The sequence below is a fragment of the Neoaquamicrobium sediminum genome (genome assembly GCF_013240295.1).
GTDB lineage: Bacteria > Pseudomonadota > Alphaproteobacteria > Rhizobiales > Rhizobiaceae > Aerobium > Aerobium sediminum.
Map to the genome: position 1 here is coordinate 228204 of NZ_JABETK010000003.1, position 26140 is coordinate 254343.

Sequence of the window (26140 nt, forward strand, 5' to 3'; positions counted from 1 at the left end):
CCCACATGCGGAAGGCCTCATTGCCATGAAATTTCGAAAGGCCGAATGGCCGCGCCGGCTGCGCTCGCAGGAGTGGTTCGGGGGCACCAGCCGCGACCACATCTACCATCGCTCCTGGATGAAGAATCAGGGCCTGCCTGCCGATCTCTTCGACGGGCGGCCGGTCATCGGCATCTGCAACACATGGTCGGAACTAACGCCGTGCAACGCCCATCTGCGTGACCTGGCGCAGCGGGTGAAGCACGGCATCTATGAAGCAGGCGGCCTGCCTCTGGAGTTTCCGGTCTTCTCCACCGGCGAAAGCGCGCTGAGACCAACGGCGATGATGTATCGCAACCTGGCGGCGATGGACGTGGAGGAGGCGCTGCGCGCCAATCCGCTCGACGGGGTCGTGCTGCTGGTGGGATGCGACAAGACCACGCCCGCCCTGCTGATGGGCGCGGCAAGCGTCGATATTCCCGCCATCGCCGTTTCGGGCGGTCCGATGCTCAATGGCTGGTTCCGTGGGGAGCGCGTCGGCTCGGGCACGGCGCTGTGGCAGATGAGCGAGGCGATCAAGGCAGGCGCCATGACGCGCGAGGACTTCCTCGACGCCGAGCAGGCCATGTCGCGCAGCCCCGGCTCCTGCAACACGATGGGCACGGCCTCGACGATGGCGTCGATGGCCGAGGCGCTCGGCATGGCCTTATCCGGCAACGCCGCCATTCCCGCCGTCGACAGCCGTCGCCGCGTGATGGCGCATATGAGCGGCCGCCGCATCGTCGACATGGTCAAGGACGACCTGAAGCCTTCGGACATTCTCACACGCGAGGCGTTCGAGAATGCGATCCGTGCCAATGGCGCGATCGGAGGCTCCACCAATGCGGTGATCCATCTGCTCGCTCTTGCCGGCCGGATCGGCATCGACCTGACGCTGGACGACTGGGACAGGCTCGGCCGCGACATTCCCACCATCGTCGACCTGATGCCTTCCGGCCGCTTCCTGATGGAAGAGTTCTTCTATGCCGGCGGCCTGCCAGTGGTGATCCGTGCGCTGGGGGAGGCGGGCCTTCTGCACAAGGATGCTCTCACCGTGTCTGGCGCATCGGTCTGGGACGAGGTGAAGGACGTCCGCAACTGGAACGAGGACGTGATCCGGCCGGTCGGGCAGGCTCTGACGCCGCACGGCGGGATAGCGGTTCTGAAGGGCAACCTCGCGCCCAAGGGCGCGGTGCTGAAGCCGTCCGCCGCCAGTCCGCATCTCATGCGCCATCGCGGCCGCGCCGTCGTCTTCGAAGACATCGACGACTACAAGGCGAAGATCGCCGACGAGGCGCTCGATATAGACGAGAACTCGATCATGGTGCTGAAGAACTGCGGGCCGAAAGGGTATCCGGGCATGGCAGAAGTCGGCAATATGGGCCTGCCGCCCAAGGTGCTCAGGAAGGGCATCACCGACATGATCCGCATCTCCGATGCGCGCATGTCGGGTACGGCATACGGCACCGTGATCCTGCATACGTCGCCCGAAGCCGCCATTGGCGGGCCGCTCGCGATCGTGCGGGACGGCGACATGATCGAGGTGGACGTGCCGGCGCGCCGCCTGCATCTCGACCTGCCCGAGACGGAGATCGAGGCACGCCTGAAAGCCTGGCACCCCAATATGCCGGTTCCCGAAAGCGGCTATGCGCGGCTGTTCCACACTCATGTTCAGGGAGCCGACACCGGAGCGGACTTCGACTTCCTCAAGGGCCAGCGCGGAAAGGCGGTTCCCCGTGACAGCCACTGACATCGCTATCGTCGGGGTCGGCAAGATCGCGCGGGACCAGCATATTCCCTCGATCGGCCGGAGCGAGGCATTCAATCTCGCCGCGACTGTCAGCAGCCATGGCGGGGTGACGGGCGTCGAGAACCATGCGACGCTGGAGGGCCTTCTCGACGCGCGGCCGGACATTCCGGCTGTCGCGCTCTGCATGCCCCCGCAGAACCGCTTCGCCGCGGCCAAGGCCGCGCTCTCGGCGGGGCGCCATGTTCTCCTGGAAAAGCCACCCGGTGCGACCGTTGCGGAGGTTCACGCCCTGAAGGTGCTCGCGGAGCGACGGGGGATCACTCTTTTCGCGACCTGGCATTCCCGCTTTGCGGCAGGCGTGGAGCCGGCACGCCAATGGCTTGCCGACAAGACGCTCCGCCGTGTCCGTGTGACATGGAAGGAGGATGTGCGCCGATGGCATCCTGGGCAGGAGTGGATCTGGCAGCCGGGTGGTCTTGGGGTCTTCGATCCCGGCATCAACGCGCTCTCCATTGTGACCGCCATCCTGCCGTTTCCGGTTCACATGACGACCGCGGAACTGAAGTTCCCCCAGAATCGAGAAGCCCCGATCGCGGCGGCCCTTGCCATGACGGGCAATGGCAATGTGCCGGTCGAGGCCGAGTTCGACTGGCGCCATACCGGGGCGCAGACATGGACAATCGAGGTGGACACGAAGGAAGGGCGGCTGGTTCTGGCAGATGGCGGAGCGACCCTTGCCGTGGCGGATGAGCCGCCGTCGAAGGCACCCGACCGCGAATATGACGCCATCTATGACCGTTTTGCCGAGCTCCTCACCGACCGTCAGATCGATGCGGACCCGACCCCGCTCGTTCACGTGGCCGACGCCTTCATGCTGGGCAAAAGGATCGTCGTCGAACCCTTTTTCGACTGATTTTGCCTGAGGGCCTTCCCTTCTGGCCACCATCATATCCGTCGCCCGCTTGAACCGAGACCAAGGAACGCTGCATGGAAGCGCAACTTCACGATGCCCGTCTTTGCAAGCTCGGCGAGGGGCCGCTTTGGCATCCTGAGCGCGAACAATTGTTCTGGTTCGATATTCTCGCGCAGAAGCTGCTGTCGAGACGGGGCGAGGAGACGCTGGAATGGAATTTCGACAGGCCAGTCTCCGCAGCAGCCTGGATCGACCATGACACTCTGCTAATCGCGGGCGCTGGCACCCTTATGCGCTTTGACGTCACAAGCGGCCACAGGGAGCAGATTTGTCCACTTGAAAGCGACCGGCCGGGCAACCGCTCCAATGACGGCCGTGCCGACCCGTGGGGTGGTTTTTGGATCGGCACGATGGGCCGAAGTGCGGAGCCCGGCGCCGGCGCGATCTGGCGTTACTATCGCGGCGAGCTGCGCGAGCTCTTCGGGTCTATCACGATACCTAACTCAATTTCGTTCACTCCCGATGGTCGGTTCGCTCACTTCAGCGACACGCACGAAAGACTTGTCTGGCGACAACGGCTCGGAAAAGGAGGCTGGCCGACGGGTGAGCCGGAGATTTATCTCGATCTGCGAGCGCAAAAGACAAACCCCGACGGAGCGGTATGCGATGCGGAAGGGTTCTTGTGGCTAGCGTGCTGGGGAAATTCCCACATTGCGAGATACACGCCCGACGGCCATTGCCATACAAAGCTCGCTTTGCCGGTCGAGCAACCGTCATGCCCGGCCTTCGGAGGAGCCGACTTTACCACCCTTTACGTAACAAGTGCTCGAGACGGGCTTCAGCCCAAAGAAGAAGCGCTGCTGACCATGGACGGAGCTACATTCAGTTTCAACGCAGGGGTTTCGGGATTGCGTGAACCCTCGGTGACACTGTAGCGCAGCCGACATTCGAAACGGCGCCGTTTGCGTGCACTTGAGAACGACGTGGGAAGAATCCGACCGCCTCGCTGCCCTCCGGGTAAGGATCCGGTGTCGCCACCCAGGTGATTGGCTCTCGTTAGCCGGTGTTGAAAGCGAAGGCTTCCTTTGGTGGGTGAGCTAACGCAGCCTCGATCATGCTGAAAAAGGCGAAGGACCTAAGGGTAGGGGGAAGATCATCGAGACGACATCTGGAACATTCGGCATGGCGGTAGCACTCTTGGCCGCTGCTCGCTCGAATCGCCTGACGCCTGTAACAGCCGAAAACACAATTGATCTAGCTTGCCGGCAGCATCTGGATCTTCGTTACCTCGGTCGCGCTCCTGACCCTGGACCACGATCTCTTTGCCGACATCGATGCCGGACAGGATCACATGTTGGCGCTTGCCGTTCAGACGCCCCAGGCGGGCCTAGCGCGTGGTCAGCATTAGTTGCACGCAGATGAGCAAAGCCGATTGCAACACGCGACCCGACAGCACCAGGCAAAAATCAGTTGCCGGGTGCGCAACTATGCACGATCGGCAGGTCCCTGCAGTCCAGGCGGTGGCGTCGCATCGTCGGCGTCCGGATCTCGTCCACGCAATCTGTCGAGGCTTCGCATGATGGGCGTCACGGTTAGCCCGTGCATCACAATCGAGAGCAGGACGACCAAACCAACGATAGCCCAAAGTCGTTCGCCGCCATCAACTTCCATGTGGTTCAGACCGTAGGCAAGATAGTAGAAGGATCCGACGCCGCGAATTCCAAAGAAGGAAATCGTGAGCTTTTCAGTCCAAGGGGCCTTCAGCCCAACCAGGCCTATGAGGCCGGTTACGGGCCGCACAATTATGAGGATGACAACCACAGCAACGATGTCTGCCCAGGTGAGTGGCGTCAGCAGCCCGCTGACCAGAGCGCCACCGAACAACAGCAGCAGCACCATCATTGTCAGCCGCTCGATCTGCTCAGTGATGTTGTGCATGTCGCGATGGAAGTCGTGCTCGCGTTGCGAATGCCGAAGCGTCAACGCCGTCACGAACACGGCCAGAAATCCATAGCACTGGATCATCTCTGTCAGCCCGTAGGAAATGAAGGTCGCCGCAATTGCGATCAACCCGTCTCCCGTTTTGGCGAGTTTCGTATTCGCGGGTACATGGAATGTCAGCCAGCCAAAGACTTGGCCCACTATCCAACCGCCGGCGATCCCGGCCCCAATTTCCCATATGACGCTGTGGCCAATCCATCCGATCAGCCATGGCTCTCCGGTCGCTGACGCCAACCCGAGGGCGATCGCCAGATTGACGAAGGGAAAAGCCAGCCCGTCGTTGAAGCCCGCTTCGGAAGTCAATCCGAAGCGAACCTCGTCTTCCTCGCCCGTCCTGGGAGGCCCGACCTGAACGTCGGATGCGAGGACCGGATCGGTGGGTGCAAGGCTTGCCCCGAGTAACAGTGCGATGATCCAGGGCAGGCCTAGCCACCACGCGCCTATGACCGTGATTGCTGCAATTCCAAGCGGCATGGTGATGCCCAGCAATCTCCAGGTAACTGCCCAGTTGCGGTAGCTGAACGCTCTATCGAGCTTCAGGCCGGCGCCCATCAGGGCGATGATCACCACCAGCTCGGTGAAACGCTCCGTGATCTCAGGAAAATCCATTGGCAACGGCTCGTCCGTCACCTGCGGGATGGAGAAGAGCCCGGCTCCCAGCGCAATGCAAACGATCGGGAGTGATAGTGGCAGGCTCTTGATCGCCAATGGTAGCCACGCGACCAGCGCAATGAGGAACCCCATCCCGGTCAGGACGAGGATATAGGGGTCGATGGACCAGTTGCTGAAGTCGAGCATGCTCCCTAACGAATTGGTCAGGATCACGATCCATTCGGTCTAGAATCGCATAGACGCCTCCCGAGCCTTCGCGAAGGCGACCATCTGGGGATCATCGAGGACACGAGCGTCTGTTTCAGCGACTACAAGTGGTTCGTCGTCGCAAGTCCCTAGGGGCCGGGCTATCGCTGGACCGCTGCCACCCATCCCACACTAACGGAAATACGCTACAGGCTCCGATTGTTCTCCCGGAACTTGGCAGCTTAGGCGTCCCTGCCGGTTGTCTTGTCCGGGACTGGAACAGACGATCTCCTTCCCCCTGCGGTCGTAGGATGGCTAACGTTCGGCCACCGACCGCATCTTAGCCATTTAGCGGGCCCTCGTTTGGCTGTTTCCATTGCCGCCCCATTGGGCGATGGCGACAAATTGCTCCGATGTCTATCTGCCCGAGGCAGACATTGAGAACGCGACTTGAGTACGAGACAGCGTCGCTGGTTGAGCTTAACGAGCCATCCCGGGTATTCGCCGGTTATGCAGCGGTCGGCTCCCGTTGAGGAGAGACTGGGAAGAGGTTCGCCGCCATGAAATCGACGAAGACTCGGAGTTTGGGCGCAATGTGACGGTTGGTCGGCCAAAGCAGGCGAAACGAACCTTCGTGCCGGACAAAGTCCGGCAGGACGGCAACGAGGCGGCCTGTGGCGAGTTGGTCGGCGATTGCGAAATCGGGCAGGGAGGCGATCCCCATGCCGCGTTCCGCCATCATGATCAGCGGCTCGATCGTGTTGACGACCGCGGTCGTCGGCAGGTCGGGGCGCAGCTCTGTTTCGCCCTCTTGGAGCGGCCATGGCTCCAATTTGCCGCTCGTGGCATAGCGATGGTGCAGACAGTCATGCCTCATCAGATCGTCTGGCACGCGTGGTGTTCCGGCCCGTTCGAGATATTGAGGGGCAGCGACCAGAATGAGGCTGAATTGCCCCAGCATGCGTGACATGAGACGGGAATCCGCCAGGTTCCCGGCTCGAACGACAGCGTCGAAACCTTCATCGATGACATCGACAAGGCGGTCCGAGAAATCGAGATCCAGCTCTATCTCGGGGTAGAGATCCATGAACCGCAGGATCGCGGGCATCATCAGCATCGACACGATCGGCATGCTGACCTTGAGTTTACCGCGCGGACGCTCGATCGTCTGAGACAGCTCCAGCTCAGCCGCTTCCACTTCCGCCAGAATGCGCCGGCACCTTTCGAGAAACAGCGCTCCTTCACCGGTCAGCGTGATCTTCCGGGTCGACCGGTGCAGCAACCGGACCTGTAGCCGCTCCTCGAGCCGGGCGACTGCTTTGCCGACCGCCGATGCCGAGATGCCGAGTTGGTTCGCCGCCGCGGTGAAACTGCGAAGTTCCGCAGCGTGCACGAAGGCGCTGAGAGATCCAAGGCCATCCATTTCAATCTTTCCGGACAAACTGTCTTGAGTGTCCGGAACTATCTCTCGTTGTTCTCTAATTCAAGTCAAACCTAACTTGGCGGTCACAGTCGATTGTTCCCCAGTAAGGAGTGAATTTTATGCCTGATACCGTCGGTACTGCCCCGCAGGAGCACGGTCGCTTTGATTTCTCGGCGATCACAAGCCGCCCAAAGCTGGAATGGCCCGATGGGGCGCGAGTGGCGTTGTGGGTGATCCCGAACATCGAGCATTTCCTGTTCGATCGCCCGTCGAGCTCCATCATCCAGTCGACGACAAGCTTCGTGCCCGATGTCCTAAACTACGCGTGGCGGGATTACGGGGTGCGCGTCGGAATCTGGCGCATGATGGAGATCATGGAAAAATACGGGGTGAAGGGCACGGTCGCCCTCAACTCGGATGCCTGCGTCCACTATCCTGCCGTCATCCAGGCCGGGCAATCGCTCGACTGGGAATGGATGGGACACGGCACGAACAACTCGTCGGTGATCACCGGGATTCCCGAAGACGAAGAGCGCAGGATCGTCAGGGAGGTCGTGTCCACCATCACCCAGGCGACGGGTACGGCGCCTCGTGGCTGGCTAAGCCCCGCCCTGACGGAAACCCATCAGACACCGGATATCCTGGCGGAAAACGGCCTCCGGTACGTCGCGAACTGGACCAATGACGATCAACCCTACGAAATGCGCGTGCGCTCAGGCTCCATGCTGTCCCTGCCGTATTCAGTGGAAATGAACGACTACACCGCCTTCCTCGAACAAGGTCTGTCGGGCAGGGATTTCGGCGACGCGATCTGCGACCAGTTCGATCAGCTTTACGCTGACGGCGCATCGACCGGCCGGGTCATGTCGCTTTGCCTGCATCCGTTCCTGATCGGGCAGCCGCACCGGGCGAAGCACTTCGAGCGCGCGCTCAAACACATCACCGCGCATGACGCCGTCTGGCTGGCCAAGGGCGGCGAGATTGCCGACTGGTACACATCGACCAGGGGCAGATAGCGAAAACTACGTCGCCTTCCATGACGAGGTGAGGCCGGCTGCTTGGTGCCGACCTTCTTTCCGGCGTTCCAAGCTGCGTGCTCGCGGCTGGCATCATCGAATATGGAATGGCCCATGTGAGTTCTCCTCGGCCTTGATTGGCCGATAGAGAAACGTCGCAGGACAATGCCGCACATGGGCTGTTTCCGGATCGTCCGGTTTCGGTTCGAAAAACGAGAAAGTCGGCGGTTGGCCACCTAAACCTGCTGGTCCCTCTCGGACCCACATACTCCAATGCAATCCAAGCAGTCGGAATGGCAGGTTACCAGCTGACGTCGCCAACAGCCGACGGTCCCCTCCCGTCTCCTGCCGGTCGCTAGGGCAGGGCTCAAGATTCAGATGAAATCACCGATCAGATGGAGGCGCATCAAAAATCGCATGTACCACGCTGAAAGAATCAAAATTCATTGCCTGTGAACGTTTTTCAGGCGATACCCTCCTTGTCATAGATTTTCAGGTATGAGCATCGCAAATCATGGAGCAGGGGCAGAGGAAGCCGTTTTCAGAAAGAGTCAGCGTCCTTCACGGCCGCTGGCTGCCTGAGACCGCGCTCCCTGTGGGCTATGCCGCTCTGATCGACGCCTTTGATCTGGCTGTCCCAATCCCCATCACACTCGCTGCGATTGGCCCCCGGCATAAGGTCTATCAGGAGGCGGGATGGAAACTCTATACACCTCGCCACGAGCCTGAAGCCAGTCTGGTCGGCCACCTGACCTTTGCATTGCGCTACGAGGGGCTGGATCTTGCTGCCCTGAAGATGCTCTTTCGCGCGACGGGTCCGGAAGCCATCGTCGAGATCGTTCGCGCGGCCCCGACCGGGGCCTATGCGCGACGGCTTTGGTTTCTCTACGAATGGCTGCTCGACGAGCGGCTCGATCTGCCCGACGCCACCCGCGGCACCTATGCCCTTGTCGTCGATCCTGAACAGCAATGGGCATCTCAGGGCGAGACCTCTTCACGCCATCGGGTGAAAAACAATCTGCCCGGAACACGTGCCTGGTGTCCGTTGATTTTCCGTACGCCGGAATTGGACGCCTTTGTGGCCCGGAATCTCGCCGAGGAAGCTCGGCGCGTGATCGCCGATGTTCCGGCGGACCTTCTGGCTCGCACCGCTGCTTTCCTCCTGCTCAAGGACTCGCGATCCAGTTTCCAGATCGAGGGCGAAGACCCACCCCAGGATCGCATCCAGCGGTGGGGGCAGGTTATTGGCGAGGCGGGGCGCCGCCCGGTGGCCCGTGCGGAGCTGGAGCGATTGCAGCGCATCGTCATCGGCGACGCTCGCTTCGTTCACCTCGGCGTGCGTCAGGAAGGCGGGTTCGTCGGCGAGCATGATCGCGCAAGCGGTGCTCCGATCCCGGACCATATAAGCGCCCGGCATGAGGACCTGCCGGACCTGATCGACGGGTTGGCCGCTTTCGATCTGGGGGCGGCCCGGCATCTCGATCCGGTTCTGGCCGCTGCCGCGCTCGCTTTCGGGTTCGTCTACATTCATCCCTTCGAGGACGGGAATGGCCGCCTGCACCGCTACCTCATCCATCACGTGCTTGCCGAGCGTGGTTTCAATCCGCCCGGACTGGTCTTTCCGGTCTCGGCCGTCATCCTTGATCGTATCGACGAATATCGCCGCGTCCTCGAAAGCTATTCGCGGCGGCTGCTGCCCCATGTCCGCTGGAGGCCGACCGACCGTGGCAATGTCGAGGTGTTGAGCGACACCGCAGATTTCTACCGCTATTTCGATGCGACGCCGCATGCGGAGTTTTTGTTCCAATGCGTGACGCGGACGATCGATGTCGATCTGCCGGAGGAGGCTAGGTTCCTAAAGGCCTATGATGGGTTCAAGGCCAACGTGTCGCTTATGATCGATATGCCGGATCGTCTGCTCGATCTTCTGTTCCGCTTCCTGCATCAGAATGGCGGCAGGCTCTCGAGGCGGGCGCGGGAGAAGGAGTTCGCGCCGCTGACAGAAGATGAGATCGTGAGGATCGAAGCGTTCTATGCTGATCAGTTGCACAGTTGATTGACCCTCAATCGAGCCGGATCGCCTCGATCGGATCGGGCGGATCCATCGGATGGTGTTTTTCCTCATAGACCTCGATCATTGTCGCCAGAACGTCGAGCCTGTCGCCATCGGGCGTGCCGCTGGCAGAGCCCACAGTCTTTCGACTCTGGCGAACGCCGCGTCGTAATCCGCTTCGGTATGGATGGTTCAAGCTCAGTCGCCATGTCCCAACCTCCTGTGACGGTGTCCGTGCAGGTTTATTCATCGCCTTGTGCGGACCGCCTAGTGCTGTTGGTCCGCCAAGGCTGCGCCACTTGAGGCAACAAAAGACATATCATACTGGCGCTACCAATGATTGTTGGCATCAGTAGCTGCGAGCCCCCGCAACCACTTCTGTCATAACTTCCTGGAAATCGAGGTGCGACGTAAGCGCGACGGCATCACCCTATGTGGCGAGGCTTGACGTCTGATTGAAGCGCCATGGCATAGGATTTCGATGTCGCTTAGCGGGGGACCGTCGAGGATCGCACGCAAGGTGGCGACGAGCGAGGCCAGCATGGCCCAGTTTTCAGCACCGATTTCGTTTCCGGGGAACAGTGCGTTTTCCCTCGTGAAGGCTATCGAGCGGATCTGGTTCTCCACCGCGTTGGTATCCAGTTCGAGCGCCCTCAGGGCGTCTCGATACCCAGCGCCTCAATCAGGTCTTCGCGCCGCTGCAGCGCCTCCAAAGCCGCATCGCCCAGTTGCCAGGCGACAAGGTTCAGCAAGCCCTCGCTGAAGACGATATAGGCGCCCATGCTGTTGGAGATGAAGCTGCTGGCGTGCGGGATGAAGAACGCATGCTCGGCCGGCGCGACAAGCGGCGAGCTACGCGAATCGGTGATGGCGATCACCCGCTGGCCGTTCCGCGCGGCCGCCTTCGCGACATCAGCGACCGAGCGCGTGTAGGGCGCGCAGCTTGCAACGACCACCACGTCGCCGGGTTCGAGCTGCGAGATAGCCTCGGCCAGGCCGAGCCGCGGCGCATCCAGCAGCGCCGCATCGGACCGCAGCATGCCCAGCCCGTAGGCAAGAAAGCTTGCAAAGCCGTGGAACTGGCGCTCGCCATGGACGCGGACCCGCTTGGCCTTGGCGAGAAGTCCGGCTACCGCGGCGAGCTTGTCGGCCTCGAGTTGGCCGATGAACCCCTCGATATTGGCGATCGATTCCCTGCCAAGGCGCGCCATCGTCTCGATCTCGCTCGCTTCGGCATCGGCGTTGTGGAGCAACTGGTCGGCCTGCCGGCTGTAGAAATAGCGGGGCTCGCCGGCGATGGCGTTGCGAAAGACCGACTGGAACTCGCCGAAACCCTCGAAGCCGAGACGCTTGGCAAGCCGGGTCAGGGTCGAAGGATTGACGCCGAGCAGGGCGGCCAATTCCGAGATGGAGCGCACCGCCGATTGTTCGGGCATGTCGACCAGCCGCGCGAAAACCTGCTGTGTCTTGCCGCCCAGCGCGTCGGCCGGCTCGGCCCGCGCAAATTTCAGCGCCAGTTCGCGCAGTTCGTCCAATGTCTTTGGCGGTGTTGGCGTTCTGGCCTGCATGGCGTGATCAGTCGGCACCCGTAATGACGCCCGAATGGACCGGCGCCCGATGCCGGCCGTCATAGACGGTCCACGCCACACTGTCAGCAGTGAGTTCGAAAACGGCGGTCGCGAGCGTGTTCTCGTGGTCGGGATCGTCCGCCTGCCGGCGATAGATCGGCAACGCACCGGTCTGATCGGAAAGGATGCCGAGAACGAGCGCGCTACCCTGCGCGCCTCGCGCGCTCAGCAGTGCATCCGCATGCTGTTGTCGGCTGCCCGACGAGGCAGTAATGCGCTGGGCGAGACCTGCCATCCGCGGATGGATAAGATGATTGGCGTGGGTCGCCGGTGCTTCGATCTCCAGCGTAGACAAGGCGTCGGCGTTGAACTCAACGCTGACGATCCGTGGATCGCCCATCATGGCGAGAGTCATGTGGAAACCGCCGGCGCGCGGAACATCCTGCAGCACTGCCACCGCCGCATCGATGCTTTCGCAGCCCAGCATCGCCCGCGTCAGAACCATGCGCGGCAGGCCCGGCCGATGCGCGGTGCAACGGATGTTGTTGACCGTCTGCACGAGCCCCTGGTCGTTCACCGAGAAAGTATGGCCGGGGATCGAGCCGGGATAGATGAAGGCAATGAAGGACGGACCTACCGCCGGGTGGACGGTGGCGAGGGCGCAATAGCCGTCGAATTCCGGCATGCCGTCTTCGTTGTGGGCCACCAGATTGGTCGATCCTGGTAATTGAACGGTCGTGCAGCCGTCGGGCGCATGCGTGCGCAGGTCGCCGCGACAATTCCACGCGAATATGTCGGCAAACGGCATGTCCAGCCCGGCCGCCAGTCCACGCAACTCTTCGAGGACTGCGGGATAGTGCCGCTCCGTCAGCGCCATCATCGCCGGCACGCGTGGATCGTCCCGGGCCGGAACCACGATCTCGCGCCAGTGCGGCGAGGGCACCAGCCTGTCGTGGACCGCGCTCGCACCAAACTGGCCCAGTGCGAAGCCGGTCTCGTAGGGCGTGCCTGCGATCTTGATGGCGGCCAGGCCGCATTCCTTACTGGACATGCTGGAGGAACTCCCGCAGACGCGGGTTTTCCGCGCGATCCAGAAGCTCGGCCGGTGTGCCGTCCATGGCGATCTTGCCGTCTTCCATGAAGATCAGGCGAGAGCCGACACGGCGCGCAAAACTCATTTCGTGGGTGACGACGATCATCGTCATGCCCTCTTCGGCAAGCACCTGCATGACCCGCAGCACCTCGTGGCGCAGCTCGGGGTCAAGCGCTGAGGTGGGTTCATCGAAGAGTACGAGCTTGGGTTTGACGGCCAGCGCGCGGGCGATGGCGACGCGCTGCTGCTGGCCGCCTGAAAGTTCGGACGGATAGTGATGGGTGCGCTCGGCAAGCCCGACCTTGGCAAGCAGGTCGCGTGCGGCGTCGCGAGCCTCGGTGCGCGACAGGCCGCGCACGTGCTGCGGGCCGAAGGCAACATTGTCGAGCGCGGTCATCTGCGGGAACAGGTTGAACTGCTGGAACACCATGCCGGCTTCCTGCCGGATCAGCCGCACATTCTTGCTGCCCGAACGCACGCTGATGCCGTCGACGACCAGATCGCCGCCGTCGATCTCTTCGAGGACGTTGATGCAACGGAGCAGGGTGGACTTGCCGGAGCCCGAAGGCCCGATCACCACGACGACCTCGCCGCTTTCGATGTTGAGGTCGATCTGATCCAGCACGACCAGGGAGCCGAAGCGTTTGGTGACGTTGGCGAATTCGACGATGCTCATAGGATCCGCATCCTCTTTTCGATGATCCGCAGGATCAGCGTGAGCGTGCCGGTCAGGATCAGGTAGAAGATCGCGACGGCGGACCAGACTTCGACGGCGCGGAAATTCGCCGCCATGATCTCCTGGCCCTGGCGTGTGAGCTCACCCACGCCGATGACGATGAACAGCGATGTGTCCTTGAGGCTGACGATGAACTGGTTGCCGAGCGGCGGTATCAGCCGCCGGAACGCCACCGGGCCGATCACGTAGACGAGCACTTTCCACATCGGCAGGCCCAGCGCGAGCCCGGCCTCCTTCAAGCCCTTGTGCACGGAGATGAAGGCGCCGCGCACGATCTCGGCGATATAGGCGCCGGCGTTCACGGTAATGGCGATGATGGCCGCCGAAAGCGGATCGATCCTGATGTCGGCCAGCGTCGGCAGGGCGAAATAGATGAACATCACCTGGACGACGATCGGCGTGCCGCGGATCAGCTCGATGTAGAAATAGGCGATGCCGTTGACGATCGCGTTGCCATAGGCGCGCATCAGCCCTGCAACGGTGCCAATGATCACTCCGCCGACAAGGCCGGCCACGGTGATGAAGACGGTAAGCTGCGCGCCGCGAAAAAGCGCCGGAAGCGCGTCGACGACGGCGGACCATTGAAAGTCCATGACGGATCAGTCCTTTCGGTCTGGAAAAGGAGCGGGCCGCCGCGCGGGAAGACGCAGCCGGCAGCGGCCCTTTGGCGGAACTCAGCTCTGGGGCTTGGTTCCGAACCACTTTTCGTAGATCGCGTCGTAGCGGCCGTCTGCCTTGATCTTGGCCAGCGCCTCGTTGACCCGCGCGACCAGCTCGCTGCCCTTCGGGAATGCGATGCCGTATTCATGCGCCATCATCTGCTCGCCCACCGCCTTGACGCGGCTCTGGCCCGCCTTGGCGATGTAGTAGAGAACGTTCGGCGTGTCGTGCATGGCGGCATCCACGCGGCCGGTCTGGAGCTCCAGATACGCATTGTCGATGTTGGGGAACTGCCGCAGCTCGGTCTCGGTGAAGTGCTCCTTGGCATAGTCGGTCGCCGATGTGCCCGTCTTCACTGCGAGTGTCTTGCCTGCGAGGTCGGCGGCGCCGGTAACCTCGCTGTCGACCGGCACCATCAGCAGGAAGCCGCTATCGTAGTAGCCGTCGGAGAAGTCGATGACCTGCTTGCGTTCGTCCTTGATGGTGATGCCGGCCAGCGCCACGTCGACCTGCCTGGTCTGCAGCGCAGGGATGATGCCGTTGAAGTCCATCGGCTGAAGCCGGTACTCGAGGCCGAGATCGCCTGCGATTGCGTCCCAGAGGTCTATGTCGAAGCCGACATAGGTGTCGCCTTCCTTGAATTCGAAAGGCACGAAGGCCGTGTCGGTGGCGACGACAAGCTCCTCTGCTGAAACTTGAACGACGGCGAAGCCCATGGTCATCGCCGCAAGGGCGCTGAGAAGTCGGTTCATGGCTGGTGGTCCCTCTGGTTCTTTTTGTGAATGCGAAGCCGAGGCTAGCACGCACATTTGCATGACGCAAATTATGAATGCATTTCGGAGTCGATGCATTGTGGATTTGCGTTCTGCTTGGCAGCCTGGAAGCTTTCGCCATGGAGAGGGGCGCGCGATCGAAAATTGTTGGAGACCATCGAGCGCTTCAACGAGCACTGTTGGCGCTGCCGGACGGACCGTGATTTCGGAGAAGGTGCTCCAGCGGATCGACGACCATGTGAGGACGATGACGCCAATACCGATGACCTGCGCCGGACCACAATCGCGTTAGCTAGCCCCACATAGCAGCTTTGGGGCCGGCTGCGGACTGTCTGGTTCTGGCGTAACAACGCTGTAAGCCGCCTGAAGCGATGGCCTGCCCCTATCGGGTGGTCCGGTTTCAGTCTTAGAGGCCGTTTCGAAAAGGGTTGAGCGGTCGAGGTTCGCATGATTCCAAGCGGTTTGCTGACCTGCCTGGAGAATGTCATGTGGACCCCGACCACCCGAGAACAGCATAACCGTCGTGCCCCGCGTTACCAGACCGATCTGACGGATGCGGAATGGTACCTGATCCAGCCGCACCTTCCTGCGGCCTGCAAAATGGGACGGCCACGCGCCTGGCCCATGCGCGAGATCATCAATGCCATTTTCTACGTGCTGCGCGGCGGCATCACCTGGCGTCTCCTGCCCTCGGACTTTCCGCCATGGCCGACCGTCTATCGGTGGTTCGCCGCATTTCGCGACGGCTCGGTCTTCGAGAAGATCAACCACACCCTGGTCATGATGGATCGCGAGCGTTCCGGCCGCGAGGCCAGTCCGTCCGCAGCCATCATCGACAGCCAATCTGTCAAGACCACCGAAGCCGGCGGCCCGCGTGGCTATGATGCGGGAAAGAAGATCAAGGGGCGCAAGCGCCATGCACTGGTCGATACCGATGGGCGGCCGCTACTGGTCGAGCCGCATCCGGCCGACATCCAGGATAGGGACAGCGGCGGACCACTGCTACAGATCTCGCGCCCTCTGCTCCCCTTCATCAAACATGTATGGGCCGATGGCGGCTACAATCATGAGCGCGTGACCAACGCCACCAACATCATCGTCGAAATCGTCAGGAAGCCGCCGGATCAGGTCGGCTTTGCAGTCTTGCCACGTAGATGGGTGGTGGAGCGCTTCTTCGCATGGATCAGCCGCAACCGGCGCCTGGCAAAGGATTTCGAGGCCACCATCAATTCAGCAGCAACCTTCCTCTACGCCGCTTCCGTCATGCTCCTCGTGAGGCGACTGGCGCGCCAGTCATGAGTTTCGAAACCGACTCTAAGGAGGGAGGTGCCCTGCAGCATGGTTCTGGAGGAGGCGGGGTTTGCACTCGACCTCAAGGAGAGCACGCGCAAGGCGATGAAATATCGCCGCGACAGCGAGATCATTATCGTCATTCATGAGGGCAAGGGCTGGTTCGATCCGCTCGGCGACGGCGCTCAAGCGCGCGGGTCTCCTGAAGCGCGCCCGAGGAACCCTGCTAAGACGCGCGACCGACCCTTGGGAGAGCCATGAAGGGGGAATCATGAACACACTGGTCCCCGAACGTCACATCCCCAGCCATCAGGGGCCTGACGCGCAGAGCGTTGATCCCGATCTTGATGTTGTGACCATGGCAGTAAAGGTACCCCAAACGCTCGCACATCTGCATTACTGGACGGTGGATTTGACCCGAAACGCAACCAAAGAGGAAGTGCTTGATGCTTTCAGGGCCTCGTCCCGCATCGCTTTTGTCCGCACTTCTGATGGGATCACCGCTCTCAACACCGTCAAGGAACTTATGGCAGATCTTGGTCGACCGCACGACAACCTGTACGAGGTTGCTTTGTGGGAAGACATGCTGGAGGTTAAAAACGGGGAACTGTTCTACGCCTATATGGTCGACAACCAGGCGATCGTCATCCCTGACACTATAGATGCCATCCGAGCGGTTACAGGTCTTTCCAACGATGCCCAAAGCTCAATTTCGCGGACGAATGCGTCTCTCGGAGTTGGAACGTTTTTGAGCTAATCAACGTCGCGGCGCGCGGCATCGTCCGCGCGTGCTCTGGAGGGGCGACCGTTTCGCCAGATCAAGACGACTGCTTGTGAAGTAATCTTTTGCATTCTGGATACACTCATGGACGCGAAAACCGCAGTTGTTTACCAGGGGAATGACAGGCTCCTCTTCGGCATCATCCTGGGTGTTCTGGCCTTCTGGCTGTTTGCCCAGACGACGCTGAATATTTCGCCGCTGATGGCCCAGGATCTGGGCGTCCAGCAATCGCTGATGAACATCGCGGTCTCCATCACGGCGCTGTTTTCCGGCATCTTCATCGTCGTCATGGGCGGGCTGGCCGACCGCATCGGACGGGTCAAGATCGTCCAATGGGGCTTCGTCTTCTCGATCGCGGGCTCGCTGCTGATCGCGCTTGCGCCGACGGGCGCGATGGGGTCGACCTTCCTGATGCTCGGTCGCATCTGCCAGGGTTTTTCAGGCGCATTCATCATGCCTGCGTCCCTGGCCCTGGTGAAAGAATACTGGGACGGGGCAGGCCGGCAACGCGCCGTGTCACTGTGGTCGATGGGCTCGTGGGGCGGGTCGGGCTTCGCTGCTCTGTTCGGCGGCCTGATGGCGCAGAACCTGGGTTGGCGTTCGATCTTCTTCGCGGGCGCCGCCATTTCGGTCATCGGCTTGCTGATGGTGCGCGGAACGCCCGAGAGCCGCGCGGAGGCCAGAGCCGGCTACAAATTCGATCTGGGCGGCGTCGTCACCTTCATGATCGCGATGGTCGCCTTGCAGATATTCGCTACACAAGGCGCGTCATTCGGCTGGGTCAGTTGGCCTTCACTGACTTTGCTGGCGCTCGCCGTCCTCTTCGGCGTGATCTTCTTTCGTATCGAGAGCGGCAATGCGAACGCATTCGTCAATTTCGGCCTGTTCCGCAACATGACTTACACCGGCGCCACGATCTCGAACTTCCTGCTGAATGGCGTGGCCGGCATGCTGATCGTTTCGATGACATTGTTGCAGATCGGCGGCGACATGGACGCCCAGCAGACGGGACTGCTGACGCTGGGCTATGCCATCGCCATCGTCGCCTTCATCCGCGTCGGCGAAAAGCTGCTGCAACGCTTCGGGCCGCGCAAGCCGATGATCTGGGGTTCGTTGATCGTCGGAGCCTCGATCCTGCTGCTGATGCCGACCAATCTGATGCTGGGCACCTACAATATCCTCGCCATCGTGGCCTATACGCTGTTCGGCTTGGGCCTGGCCTTCTATGCCACGCCATCGACGGATGCCGCGCTGTCGAACCTGCCGTCGGATCAGGCGGGCTCGGGCTCCGGCATCTACAAGATGGCCTCATCGCTCGGTGCGTCTTTCGGGGTCGCGATTTCGGCCGCCGTGTTCACCGCGCTTTCGGGAGACAATAGTTCGGTGGCTTGGATCGAGGGCGTCATTTCCTATGTTGGGCGGCAGGATAATCTGGCCGTTCGCGAAGCCGCCTTTTTCGCACTCGGCATCAACCTGCTGATGGTCGTGGCAGCCATCGTCTCGATCATGGTCACCGTGCCCAGGGAAAGCCCAGTGACGAGCAATGAGCCGCAATAAAAGCCTCGGTGAAGCAGCCTGCGGGGCTTCGAAAGCCCGACACGAACGAAGGACATCTGCCATGAACGCTATCGTCAATGAACTCGACCGGGCCAGCATGAAGGAATGGTTCGAGCATATGCACCGTACGCCCGAACTGTCGATGCAGGAGGAAAAGACCGCCAAATACATCGCTGGGATCGTCAGGGGTTTTGGTTACGAGGTGGAGGAGGGTGTCGGCAAATATGGCATCGTTGCTTCGCTGAAGGCGGGCGATGGCGACAGCGCCATCGGGCTGCGCGCCGATTTCGACGCCCTGCCGATCGAGGAGGTCAACGCGCTGCCCTACAAGTCGGGCGTAGCGGGCGTCGCCCATCTTTGCGGCCATGACGGCCATACCACCATGCTGCTGAGGGCCGCGAAATACCTTGCCGAGAAGAAGAACTTCAACGGCACCGTGCGCCTGATCTTCCAGCCGGGCGAGGAGACGATGCAGGGCGGCCCGGCGATGATCGAGGACGGGCTGTTCGAGCGCTTTCCCGTGGACGCGGTGTTCGGCATGCACAACATGCCGGGGCTGGCGCTCGGCAAGCTTTACTTCACCCCGGGCGAGGCCATGGCCGCCGTCGACAACTGGGAGGTGGAGATCACCGGCAAGGGCGGACACGGCGCCATGCCGGAACTGTCGATCGATCCGGTCGTCGCAGGCTCGTCGCTGGTCATGGCCTTGCAGAGCATCGTCGCCCGCAACGTCAGCCCGGCAAATCGCGCCGTCGTCACCGTCGGCGCGTTCCTGGCGGGCAATGCCGGCAATGTGATCGCCTACAGCGCGATCCTGCGGCTGTCGATCCGCACGACTACGCCGGAAGACCGCGCGATGGTGCTGTACAATGTCCGCCGGCTGGTTTCGACGCAGGCCGAGGCTTTCGGGTGCACCTCGGAGATCCGCGAGGGGGTGCCGGGGGCGGTGTTGGTCAACGATACCGCTGAAACCGACAAAGCAGCCGAGATCGCCCGCCACGCCTTCGGCGAGGATCAGGTCATCCATCCCGGTCCGACCTATCTCGGCTCCGAGGATTTCGCCTTCATGCTGCAAAAGCAGAAGGGAACTTACTGTTTCCTCGGCAATGGCGACACCAAGATGGTCCACCACCCCGAGTTTGTCTTCAATCAGGACATCCTGCCCATCGGGGCTGCCTATTGGGTGGCATTGGCGGAAGGCCATCTGCGCTGACAAGCGCGACGCTCACAGGTCTTCATCCGATACGGACCGACGTTTCGTTGAGGAACTGGAACAGGGGCACGGCGAGGTTTTCGGGAGCCGGCCCCGAGCGGATCCTGCCCGCTGTATCGTAATGCGAACCATGACAGGGGCAGAACCATCCACCGTAGTCCCCTGCTTGACCAAGAGGGATGCAGCCGAGGTGGGTGCACACGCCGACCATGATAAGCCAGTTTTCTCGATGTTGTCCTGCGGACCTCGCGAGATCGGTCGCCGGCGAGTCGGCCGGCAGATTAGCGTTGCGCGCGATGGGGTCTTTAAGCTCTTCCAGGGGCGTCACGGAAGCAGCTTCAATTTCCCGGGATGTCCTGTTCCTGACAAAGACCGGCCGCCCGCGCCACTTGACGGTCACCGACATACCTTCCTCGATTCCGGAAAGGTCGATGTCTATGGTGGCGATCGCGAGTGTCGAAGCGTCGGGTTTCATCTGGTCGATGAAAGGCCAAGAGGCAAAGCCGGCCCCGACGGCCGCCGTTGTGCCCGTCGCGACATAAAGGAAATCCCGACGATTGACGTGAACTTCACTTTGCATGGACACCTCCTGCCCGCAGCAACGACCGGTCGATCGGATCAAGATTTTCGCCAGAAGACGGCAAAATGAAGAGCTTGGCTCCGTTCCCCGCTTCAACAACCTGCAGCCCGTTATGAGATGGGTCGCAAATTGGGAGACGGAGGGGTAAGCCGCTCTTCGCTTCCGGTTCTCGTCGTGAGATAGTTTCGACGGTGGATGCTGTTAAGAGCGTGACTTCCGATCCAATACCAAAATCTACTGTAGAGGACTTTAACCTGGATCAAGGATTCCAGGGCTCGAACCGATGATTTTGAGCCCGGCATGATGCGCCTGCCGAGAACTGCGACCACCCGAGGGGTCGCAGTTCTGCTGGCCCGATGCCGCGTAGCCACGACAAGGAAAAAACCTGATGAGTTCACCACATTCCCACCAGAACCATCAAGCGCATGCGACCGGGAATCGAAACGATGAAGCTCATCGCGGTGTCGTAGCTGCTGCCGGCTCCAGCCATTCCGAGCATTCTGGCCACGGCGGGCATGGCCACGGCGCGATGGTCGCCGACTACCGGCGCCGATTCTGGTTGGTCCTCGTGCTCACGCCACCGGTGCTGTTGCTCTCGCCGATGATCCAGCATTGGCTTGGCATCGCAGAAACTTTGGCGTTCCCAGGCGACCGCTACGTTCTCTTCGTGCTTTCGACAATTGCCTACGTTTATGGCGGCTGGCCATTCCTGACGGGCTTCACCTCCGAGCTGCGGAAGGGGCAGCCCGGCATGATGACCCTGATCGCTCTAGCGATCTCGGCGGCCTATTTCTTTTCGGCGGCCGTCACGTTCGGGTTTCCGGGCGAGGAACTCTACTGGGAACTTGTGACGCTGATCGCCATCATGCTTCTCGGCCACTGGATCGAGATGCGTTCGGTCATGGGAGCATCGCGTGCGCTTGAGGAACTGGTCCGGCTCCTGCCGGATTCAGCCACGCGGATCAGGGCCGACGGATCGTCCGAAGAGGTGCCGATCTCAACCCTTCAACCCGGTGATGAGGTCATCGTACGACCCGGTGCAAAGGTTCCGGTGGATGGCGAGATCATTGAGGGTTCGTCCGGTTTCAACGAGGCCATGCTCACTGGCGAATCGAGGCCCGTAACCAAGGGGGTCGGCGCCGCCGCCATCGGCGGCGCGATCAACGGGGCCGCCGCTGTCACCATCAAGGTGACGGCAACAGGCGACGCCACCTATCTGTCGCAGGTCATCGAATTGGTAAAGAAGGCGCAGGCAACGCGCTCGCGCACTCAGGACGTTGCCAACCGTGCCGCCGCTTGGCTGACCTACATCGCACTCGTCGTCGGCTTCGGTACGCTGTTCGTCTGGTGGCTTTTCCTTGACGCCCCCTTGGAATTTGCCATCGAGCGCATGGTGACGGTCATGGTAGTTGCCTGTCCGCACGCCCTTGGTCTCGCTGTGCCGCTGGTCGTCGCGGTCAGCACATCGCTGTCGGCCGGCAACGGACTGCTGATCCGCGACCGGGCCGCCTTCGAGCGGGCGCGCAATCTCAACGCCGCCGTGTTCGATAAGACCGGCACGTTAACTGAGGGCCGTTTCGGCGTCAGCGATATCGTATTGCTTGCCGACGGCGACGAGAACGAGGAACTGGCCTATGCGGCAGCGGCCGAGAGCCAGTCCGAGCATCCCATCGCCCACGGCATCGTGGCCGAGGCGAAGGAACGAAGCCTGATCATTCCCAAGGCAACCGACGTCAGCAACATCACCGGCGAAGGCATCGTGGCCAAAGTGGAAGGACAGGATGTGCGTATCGTCAGCCCCGGGCACCTCGCACGGCAGGGCAACACCATCGCCCATAACAGTCTCAAGCGATTGGAAGGACAGGGCAAGACAGTTGTCGTTCTCGTCCGCGACGGCGAGCCGCGGGCACTCTTTGCGCTGGCTGACATCGTTCGCCCGGAATCGAAGGAGGCCATCGCCGAACTCAAATCCCTCGGGATCAGCTCGATCATGCTCACCGGCGACGCCGAGGGTGTAGCAAAGGCGGTCTCCGAGGAACTCGGTATCACCGAATACTTCGCCGAAGTGCTGCCTGATCAGAAATCACAAAAGATCGAGGAACTGCAAGCGCGGGGGCTCTCCGTCGCCATGGTCGGCGACGGGGTGAATGACGCGCCTGCGCTCGTGGTGGCCGATCTCGGGATCGCCATCGGCGCGGGTACCGATGTGGCCGTCGAATCTGCCGACGTGGTTCTCGTACGCAGCGACCCGCGCGACGTCGGCGCGATCCTTGGACTCTCGCGTGCCACCTACCGCAAGATGGTCCAGAACCTCGTCTGGGCGACCGGCTACAACACCATCGCCATCCCGATGGCGGCGGGCATTACTTTTGGAACTGGCTTCATAATGACCCCGCGGTCGCGGCCGTCTTCATGTCGGCCAGCACCATCATCGTCGCCATCAACGCCCAGCTTCTGCGCTCTTACAGGAGGCACAAATGACACCGGTAGACAAACAACCGGGAACTCCCGCCAGGCGACTGATCCTTCCGCTGCCAGGTAACGAGATATTCGCGCGGCGTCTTGCCGACGAAGGAGGCTGGGAACTTGGCGCAATGGAAACACGGCGTTTTCCTGACGGAGAGACTTACGTTCGCCTCCTCTCGGAGGTGAAGGACAAGTCAGTCGATCTGGTATGCACGCTGGCACGGCCAGACGACGGCTTCCTGCGGCTGATCTTCGCGGCCGATGCTGCAAGAGAGCTGGGAGCCTGCCAGGTCAACCTGATCGCACCCTACCTCTCCTACATGCGGCAGGATCGCCGCTTCCAGCCGGGAGAGGCGGTGACCTCCAGAAGCTTCGCCAGGCTCGTCTCGTCGAGCTTTGACCGGCTGCTGACGGTAGATCCACATCTGCATCGCTATCCGGCCTTGTCGCCTCTCTATACGGTCCCGACCGACACCTTGCATGCTGCACCGCTGCTTGCGGACTGGATCGCCGCGGAGGTCGACAAGCCCTTGATCATCGGTCCTGACGAGGAAAGCAACCAATGGGTCTCTGCCATCGCGGCACGCATCGGTGCTCCGCATGCCGTGCTGCGAAAGGTCCGCCACGGCGACCGCAACGTCGAAGTCAAGCTACCGGACCTTTCCAAGTGGCGCGGCCGGCAGCCGGTGCTCGCAGATGACATAGCGTCCTCCGGGAATACCTTGATTGAGGCTGCCCGCCAGCTTCCGCTTCAGGGTTTCGTCCGGCCTGTGGTCGCCGTGGTGCATGCGATATTTGCCGACGATTCATTCCAACGTCTCGTGCCGCTTTGCAACCGCATCGTCTCGACCGACTCCGTACCCCACGAAAGCAATGCAGTTGCGCTCGCCCCCTTGATTGGCAACGTCATCGCGTCGGCGGCCTCAGTTGACGGTGATCTTGTACGCCACCGGCGTCCACCGGAGACGCTGGACGAAGTGGAACAGGCGGGGCTCGATTCCTTTCCTGCCAGCGACCCGCCATCCTGGACCAGCGGCGTGAACTGACGACAAAAACGATTGACGGAAGGCGGCGACGGCATGAACGAACTGACAACAGCAACATCAAAGACGTGGCAACAGGGATACGGCCCGATCAGCCACAACAATGAAACCATCGAACGCGTAGCTGCCCTGGCGGCGTCTGGCCTGATCGAACCGGAGGCCCTCTATCGCATCCTTGCCGCAGCCGACCGTTTGACTTCTGCCGCAATGTGGACTGTCGTCCATATGACCTATGCCCACCGTGTCGACCTTTCCGGCACGCCGCTGCCTGCCGAGGCGTTCAAGTCGACGCCTGAAGGTCATACCGGCGGATCGCTCAACATGGTGCCCGCTTTCATTGGCTATCTCGCCGCCAACGCGATCACCGCGAAAACCCGCTCATGGCTGATGGGACAAGGCCATTCTGTCGCCGCGATCGAGGCGGTCAACGCGCTCACCGGGGACGTTTCTCCTGCGCAGAGGGGCCGCTATGATCGCAGCGAGAAAGGTCTCTCGCAGCTTGCAGCCGATTTCTATTCCTATGCCATCGACGCCGACGGCAATGCAGCGGTCCCGCTCGGCAGCCACGCCGGTCCGAACACCGCCGGTGCCATCTCGGAAGGCGGCTATCTCGGCTTCGCCGAGGTCCAGTACGTTCATGCGCCGCTGCCCGGCGAAAGCCTCGTCGCCTTCCTGAGTGACGGCGCGTTCGAGGAACAGCGCGGCTCGGACTGGACGCCGCGCTGGTGGCGAGCCGAGGATTCCGGCATCGCGATTCCAGTTATGATCCTCAACGGCCGGCGCATAGAGGAACGTGTCCAGATCGCGCAGCAGGGCGGCGCGGACTGGCTCGCCGACCACCTGAAGCTCAACGGTTTTGATCCCTTTATCATCGATGGCCGTGATCCTGCGGCCTTCGCCTGCGCCATCATCGAGGCTGAGAAGCGCCTTGAACGTTTCGCGGCGGATCCCGCCCGCGTCTATCCGGCGCCTATCCCCTATGTCATCGCCGAGACAATCAAGGGCTTTGGCTTCCCAGGAGCCGATACCAACGCGGCGCACAATCTACCCCTCGGGGGCAATCCCGCACAGGACGAGCCGGCTCGCAACGCCTTCAACGAGGCCGCGCAAGCGCTGTTCGTTCCCGCCGCGCAGATCGAGAGCGCCGTTGGCGAAATCGCTGTCCATCGCGAGCAGGGCCGAGAGCCGGAAAGCCGGCATGCGCTCGCGCTGCGTAACCCAGCCGCACCGAGCCTGCCCGAGCCGGACTGGACGATCGCCGGCGATCCGCCCGATTGCGCAATGCATGCGCTAGACCGCTGGTTCGTCCGCGTCGTGGACGCGAACCCCACGCTCCGCCCGCGTGTGGGCAATCCTGACGAGCTACGCTCCAACCACATGGGAGCAACGCTCGATCGGCTGCGCCATCGCGTGAACACTTCCGAGCCCGGCGTCGCCGACGCCATCGACGGCGCGGTCATCACCGCGCTCAATGAGGAAGCCGTCGCAGGCGCGGCGCTGGCCAACAAGGGCGGGATCAATCTGATCGTCAGCTACGAAGCATTCGCCATGAAGATGCTTGGTGGCGTGCGGCAGGAGATCGTGTTTTCCCGACGGCAGCGCGAGGCCGGCCAGGAACCACGCTGGATTTCGGTGCCTCTGGTTGTCACGTCCCATACCTGGGAGAACGCGAAGAACGAGCAATCGCATCAGGACCCGACCATCGGCGAGGCGCTGCTGGGCGAGATGTCCGACACCTCGCGGGTGCTTTTCCCCGTCGATGCAAACAGTGCCGTGGCAGCGCTGCGATCCGTCTACAATGGCCGCGGCCAAGTAGGATGTTTGATCGTCTCCAAGCGTGACATGCCGCATCGTTTCGATGCGGAGGACGCAGACCGTTTCGTAACAGATGGTGGGGCCCATGTGCAGGGCGAGACGGAAGGCGCCGAGCTTCAAATTGTGGCTATCGGCGCCTATCAGCTCGAGGAAGCGCTCAAGGCGGCCTATCGGCTCAGGACGCACGGTCGCCATGTGCTCGTGACGGCGGTGTCGGAGCCCGGCCGCTTCCGCATACCCCGCGATCCGATCGAGGCGGGATTCACGGCGAGTGACGAAACCCTCGCCGCCCTGTTTCCGGCGAACATGCCGCGCCTGATCGTCTCCCACACGAGACCCGAACCTATGCTCGGCCTGCTTCGGCGACTGGATTCCGGCCCACGGACGACCGCTGCGCGCGGCTACATCAGCCGGGGCGGGACGCTCGATGTGTCTGGTATGTTGTTTGCTAATCGCTGCTCCTGGGCTCATCTGGTCGACGCTGCTGTTCCTCTCACCGGCTGGAGCAGAGACGACCTCCTTGCTCCCGCTGAACGGGCTGCCGTAGAGGGCCGCGGGCATCCCGGCGACATCGCTGCATTCAACATCTGAGG

Annotated in this window: 22 protein-coding genes; 12 read left to right on the top strand and 10 right to left on the bottom strand. The window is 61.8% G+C overall.

The window, feature by feature from the left end; all coding sequences use genetic code 11:
• Window positions 1–25: 25 nt before the first annotated feature.
• The 3 genes from araD to HK436_RS23790 all read left to right on the top strand — a co-directional run bounded on the left by araD (window position 26) and on the right by HK436_RS23790 (window position 3616).
• Window positions 26–1768 carry an L-arabinonate dehydratase gene (gene araD / locus HK436_RS23780; RefSeq protein ID WP_173194073.1) on the top strand — a complete coding sequence of 581 codons (1743 nt, stop codon included), beginning with the start codon at window positions 26–28 and terminating at the stop codon, window positions 1766–1768.
• Window positions 1755–2681, top strand: coding sequence for a Gfo/Idh/MocA family protein (locus HK436_RS23785; RefSeq protein WP_173194075.1), 927 nt, complete (start codon window positions 1755–1757; stop codon window positions 2679–2681). Before araD ends, HK436_RS23785 begins: the two co-directional genes overlap by 14 nt.
• A 74-nt stretch (window positions 2682–2755) precedes the next feature.
• A complete protein-coding gene (locus HK436_RS23790; RefSeq protein ID WP_173194077.1) occupies window positions 2756–3616 on the top strand; it encodes an SMP-30/gluconolactonase/LRE family protein in 861 nt (286 codons plus the stop codon).
• 550 nt (window positions 3617–4166) lie between these two features.
• Here HK436_RS23790 and HK436_RS23795 read toward each other — a convergent pair.
• Window positions 4167–5507, bottom strand: coding sequence for a cation:proton antiporter (locus HK436_RS23795; RefSeq protein ID WP_312860713.1), 1341 nt, complete (start codon window positions 5505–5507; stop codon window positions 4167–4169).
• 481 nt (window positions 5508–5988) lie between these two features.
• Entirely contained in the window at window positions 5989–6903 is a 915-nt protein-coding gene (locus tag HK436_RS23800) for a LysR family transcriptional regulator (protein WP_173194079.1), read from the bottom strand.
• 119 nt (window positions 6904–7022) lie between these two features.
• Between HK436_RS23800 and HK436_RS23805 the strand changes: the two genes are divergently transcribed.
• Together HK436_RS23805 and HK436_RS23810 are read left to right on the top strand one after the other, a co-directional pair.
• The gene (locus HK436_RS23805) at window positions 7023–7919 is read left to right on the top strand and encodes a polysaccharide deacetylase family protein (RefSeq protein ID WP_173194081.1); all 897 of its coding nucleotides are present in this window, start codon (window positions 7023–7025) and stop codon (window positions 7917–7919) included.
• A gap of 514 nt (window positions 7920–8433) precedes the next feature.
• On the top strand, window positions 8434–9975 hold the full coding sequence (locus HK436_RS23810; protein WP_173194083.1) for a Fic family protein: 1542 nt from the start codon (window positions 8434–8436) through the stop codon (window positions 9973–9975).
• 7 nt (window positions 9976–9982) lie between these two features.
• On the opposite strand, the gene HK436_RS32520 is transcribed toward HK436_RS23810, so the two are convergent.
• From HK436_RS32520 to glnH, 7 genes are all read right to left on the bottom strand, one after another.
• Window positions 9983–10111 carry a hypothetical protein gene (locus HK436_RS32520; RefSeq protein ID WP_280515810.1) on the bottom strand — a complete coding sequence of 43 codons (129 nt, stop codon included), beginning with the start codon at window positions 10109–10111 and terminating at the stop codon, window positions 9983–9985.
• A gap of 242 nt (window positions 10112–10353) precedes the next feature.
• The gene (locus tag HK436_RS33745; RefSeq protein WP_194248639.1) at window positions 10354–10599 is read right to left on the bottom strand and encodes a hypothetical protein; all 246 of its coding nucleotides are present in this window, start codon (window positions 10597–10599) and stop codon (window positions 10354–10356) included.
• Window positions 10600–10625: 26 nt separating this feature from the next.
• A complete protein-coding gene (locus tag HK436_RS23825; protein ID WP_312860714.1) occupies window positions 10626–11558 on the bottom strand; it encodes a MurR/RpiR family transcriptional regulator in 933 nt (310 codons plus the stop codon).
• Complete coding sequence (locus tag HK436_RS23830) at window positions 11548–12591, bottom strand: C45 family autoproteolytic acyltransferase/hydrolase (RefSeq protein WP_173194085.1); 1044 nt, start codon at window positions 12589–12591, stop codon at window positions 11548–11550. Before HK436_RS23830 ends, HK436_RS23825 begins: the two co-directional genes overlap by 11 nt.
• Window positions 12581–13309, bottom strand: coding sequence for a glutamine ABC transporter ATP-binding protein GlnQ (glnQ, locus tag HK436_RS23835; protein WP_173194087.1), 729 nt, complete (start codon window positions 13307–13309; stop codon window positions 12581–12583). Before glnQ ends, HK436_RS23830 begins: the two co-directional genes overlap by 11 nt.
• Entirely contained in the window at window positions 13306–13962 is a 657-nt protein-coding gene (glnP, locus tag HK436_RS23840; protein ID WP_173194089.1) for a glutamine ABC transporter permease GlnP, read from the bottom strand. The genes glnQ and glnP overlap by 4 nt, the downstream gene beginning before the upstream one ends.
• An 81-nt stretch (window positions 13963–14043) precedes the next feature.
• A complete protein-coding gene (gene glnH / locus HK436_RS23845) occupies window positions 14044–14781 on the bottom strand; it encodes a glutamine ABC transporter substrate-binding protein GlnH (RefSeq protein WP_173194091.1) in 738 nt (245 codons plus the stop codon).
• 507 nt (window positions 14782–15288) lie between these two features.
• Between glnH and HK436_RS23850 the strand changes: the two genes are divergently transcribed.
• The 4 genes from HK436_RS23850 to HK436_RS23870 all read left to right on the top strand — a co-directional run bounded on the left by HK436_RS23850 (window position 15289) and on the right by HK436_RS23870 (window position 19643).
• Window positions 15289–16101 (top strand): IS5 family transposase, encoded by an 813-nt coding sequence (locus tag HK436_RS23850; RefSeq protein ID WP_173194093.1) that lies wholly within the window; start codon window positions 15289–15291, stop codon window positions 16099–16101.
• A 136-nt stretch (window positions 16102–16237) separates the two neighbouring features.
• Complete coding sequence (locus tag HK436_RS23860) at window positions 16238–16849, top strand: type II glyceraldehyde-3-phosphate dehydrogenase (protein ID WP_244649371.1); 612 nt, start codon at window positions 16238–16240, stop codon at window positions 16847–16849.
• A 108-nt stretch (window positions 16850–16957) separates the two neighbouring features.
• Window positions 16958–18430, top strand: coding sequence for an MFS transporter (locus HK436_RS23865; RefSeq protein ID WP_173194095.1), 1473 nt, complete (start codon window positions 16958–16960; stop codon window positions 18428–18430).
• Window positions 18431–18491: 61 nt separating this feature from the next.
• Window positions 18492–19643 (top strand): M20 aminoacylase family protein, encoded by a 1152-nt coding sequence (locus HK436_RS23870; protein ID WP_173194097.1) that lies wholly within the window; start codon window positions 18492–18494, stop codon window positions 19641–19643.
• A 22-nt stretch (window positions 19644–19665) separates the two neighbouring features.
• Here the strand turns inward: HK436_RS23870 and petA are convergent, their stop codons facing one another.
• On the bottom strand, window positions 19666–20223 hold the full coding sequence (gene petA, locus HK436_RS23875) for a ubiquinol-cytochrome c reductase iron-sulfur subunit (RefSeq protein ID WP_173194537.1): 558 nt from the start codon (window positions 20221–20223) through the stop codon (window positions 19666–19668).
• Between the two features lie 388 nt (window positions 20224–20611).
• Between petA and HK436_RS23880 the strand changes: the two genes are divergently transcribed.
• The 3 genes from HK436_RS23880 to HK436_RS23890 are packed head-to-tail and all read left to right on the top strand — an operon-like array spanning window position 20612 to window position 26138.
• The gene (locus tag HK436_RS23880; protein ID WP_244649372.1) at window positions 20612–22765 is read left to right on the top strand and encodes a heavy metal translocating P-type ATPase; all 2154 of its coding nucleotides are present in this window, start codon (window positions 20612–20614) and stop codon (window positions 22763–22765) included.
• Window positions 22701–23735 (top strand): ribose-phosphate pyrophosphokinase, encoded by a 1035-nt coding sequence (locus tag HK436_RS23885; RefSeq protein ID WP_173194099.1) that lies wholly within the window; start codon window positions 22701–22703, stop codon window positions 23733–23735. The genes HK436_RS23880 and HK436_RS23885 overlap by 65 nt, the downstream gene beginning before the upstream one ends.
• A 33-nt stretch (window positions 23736–23768) precedes the next feature.
• On the top strand, window positions 23769–26138 hold the full coding sequence (locus HK436_RS23890) for a phosphoketolase family protein (protein WP_173194101.1): 2370 nt from the start codon (window positions 23769–23771) through the stop codon (window positions 26136–26138).
• Window positions 26139–26140: the final 2 nt, after the last annotated feature.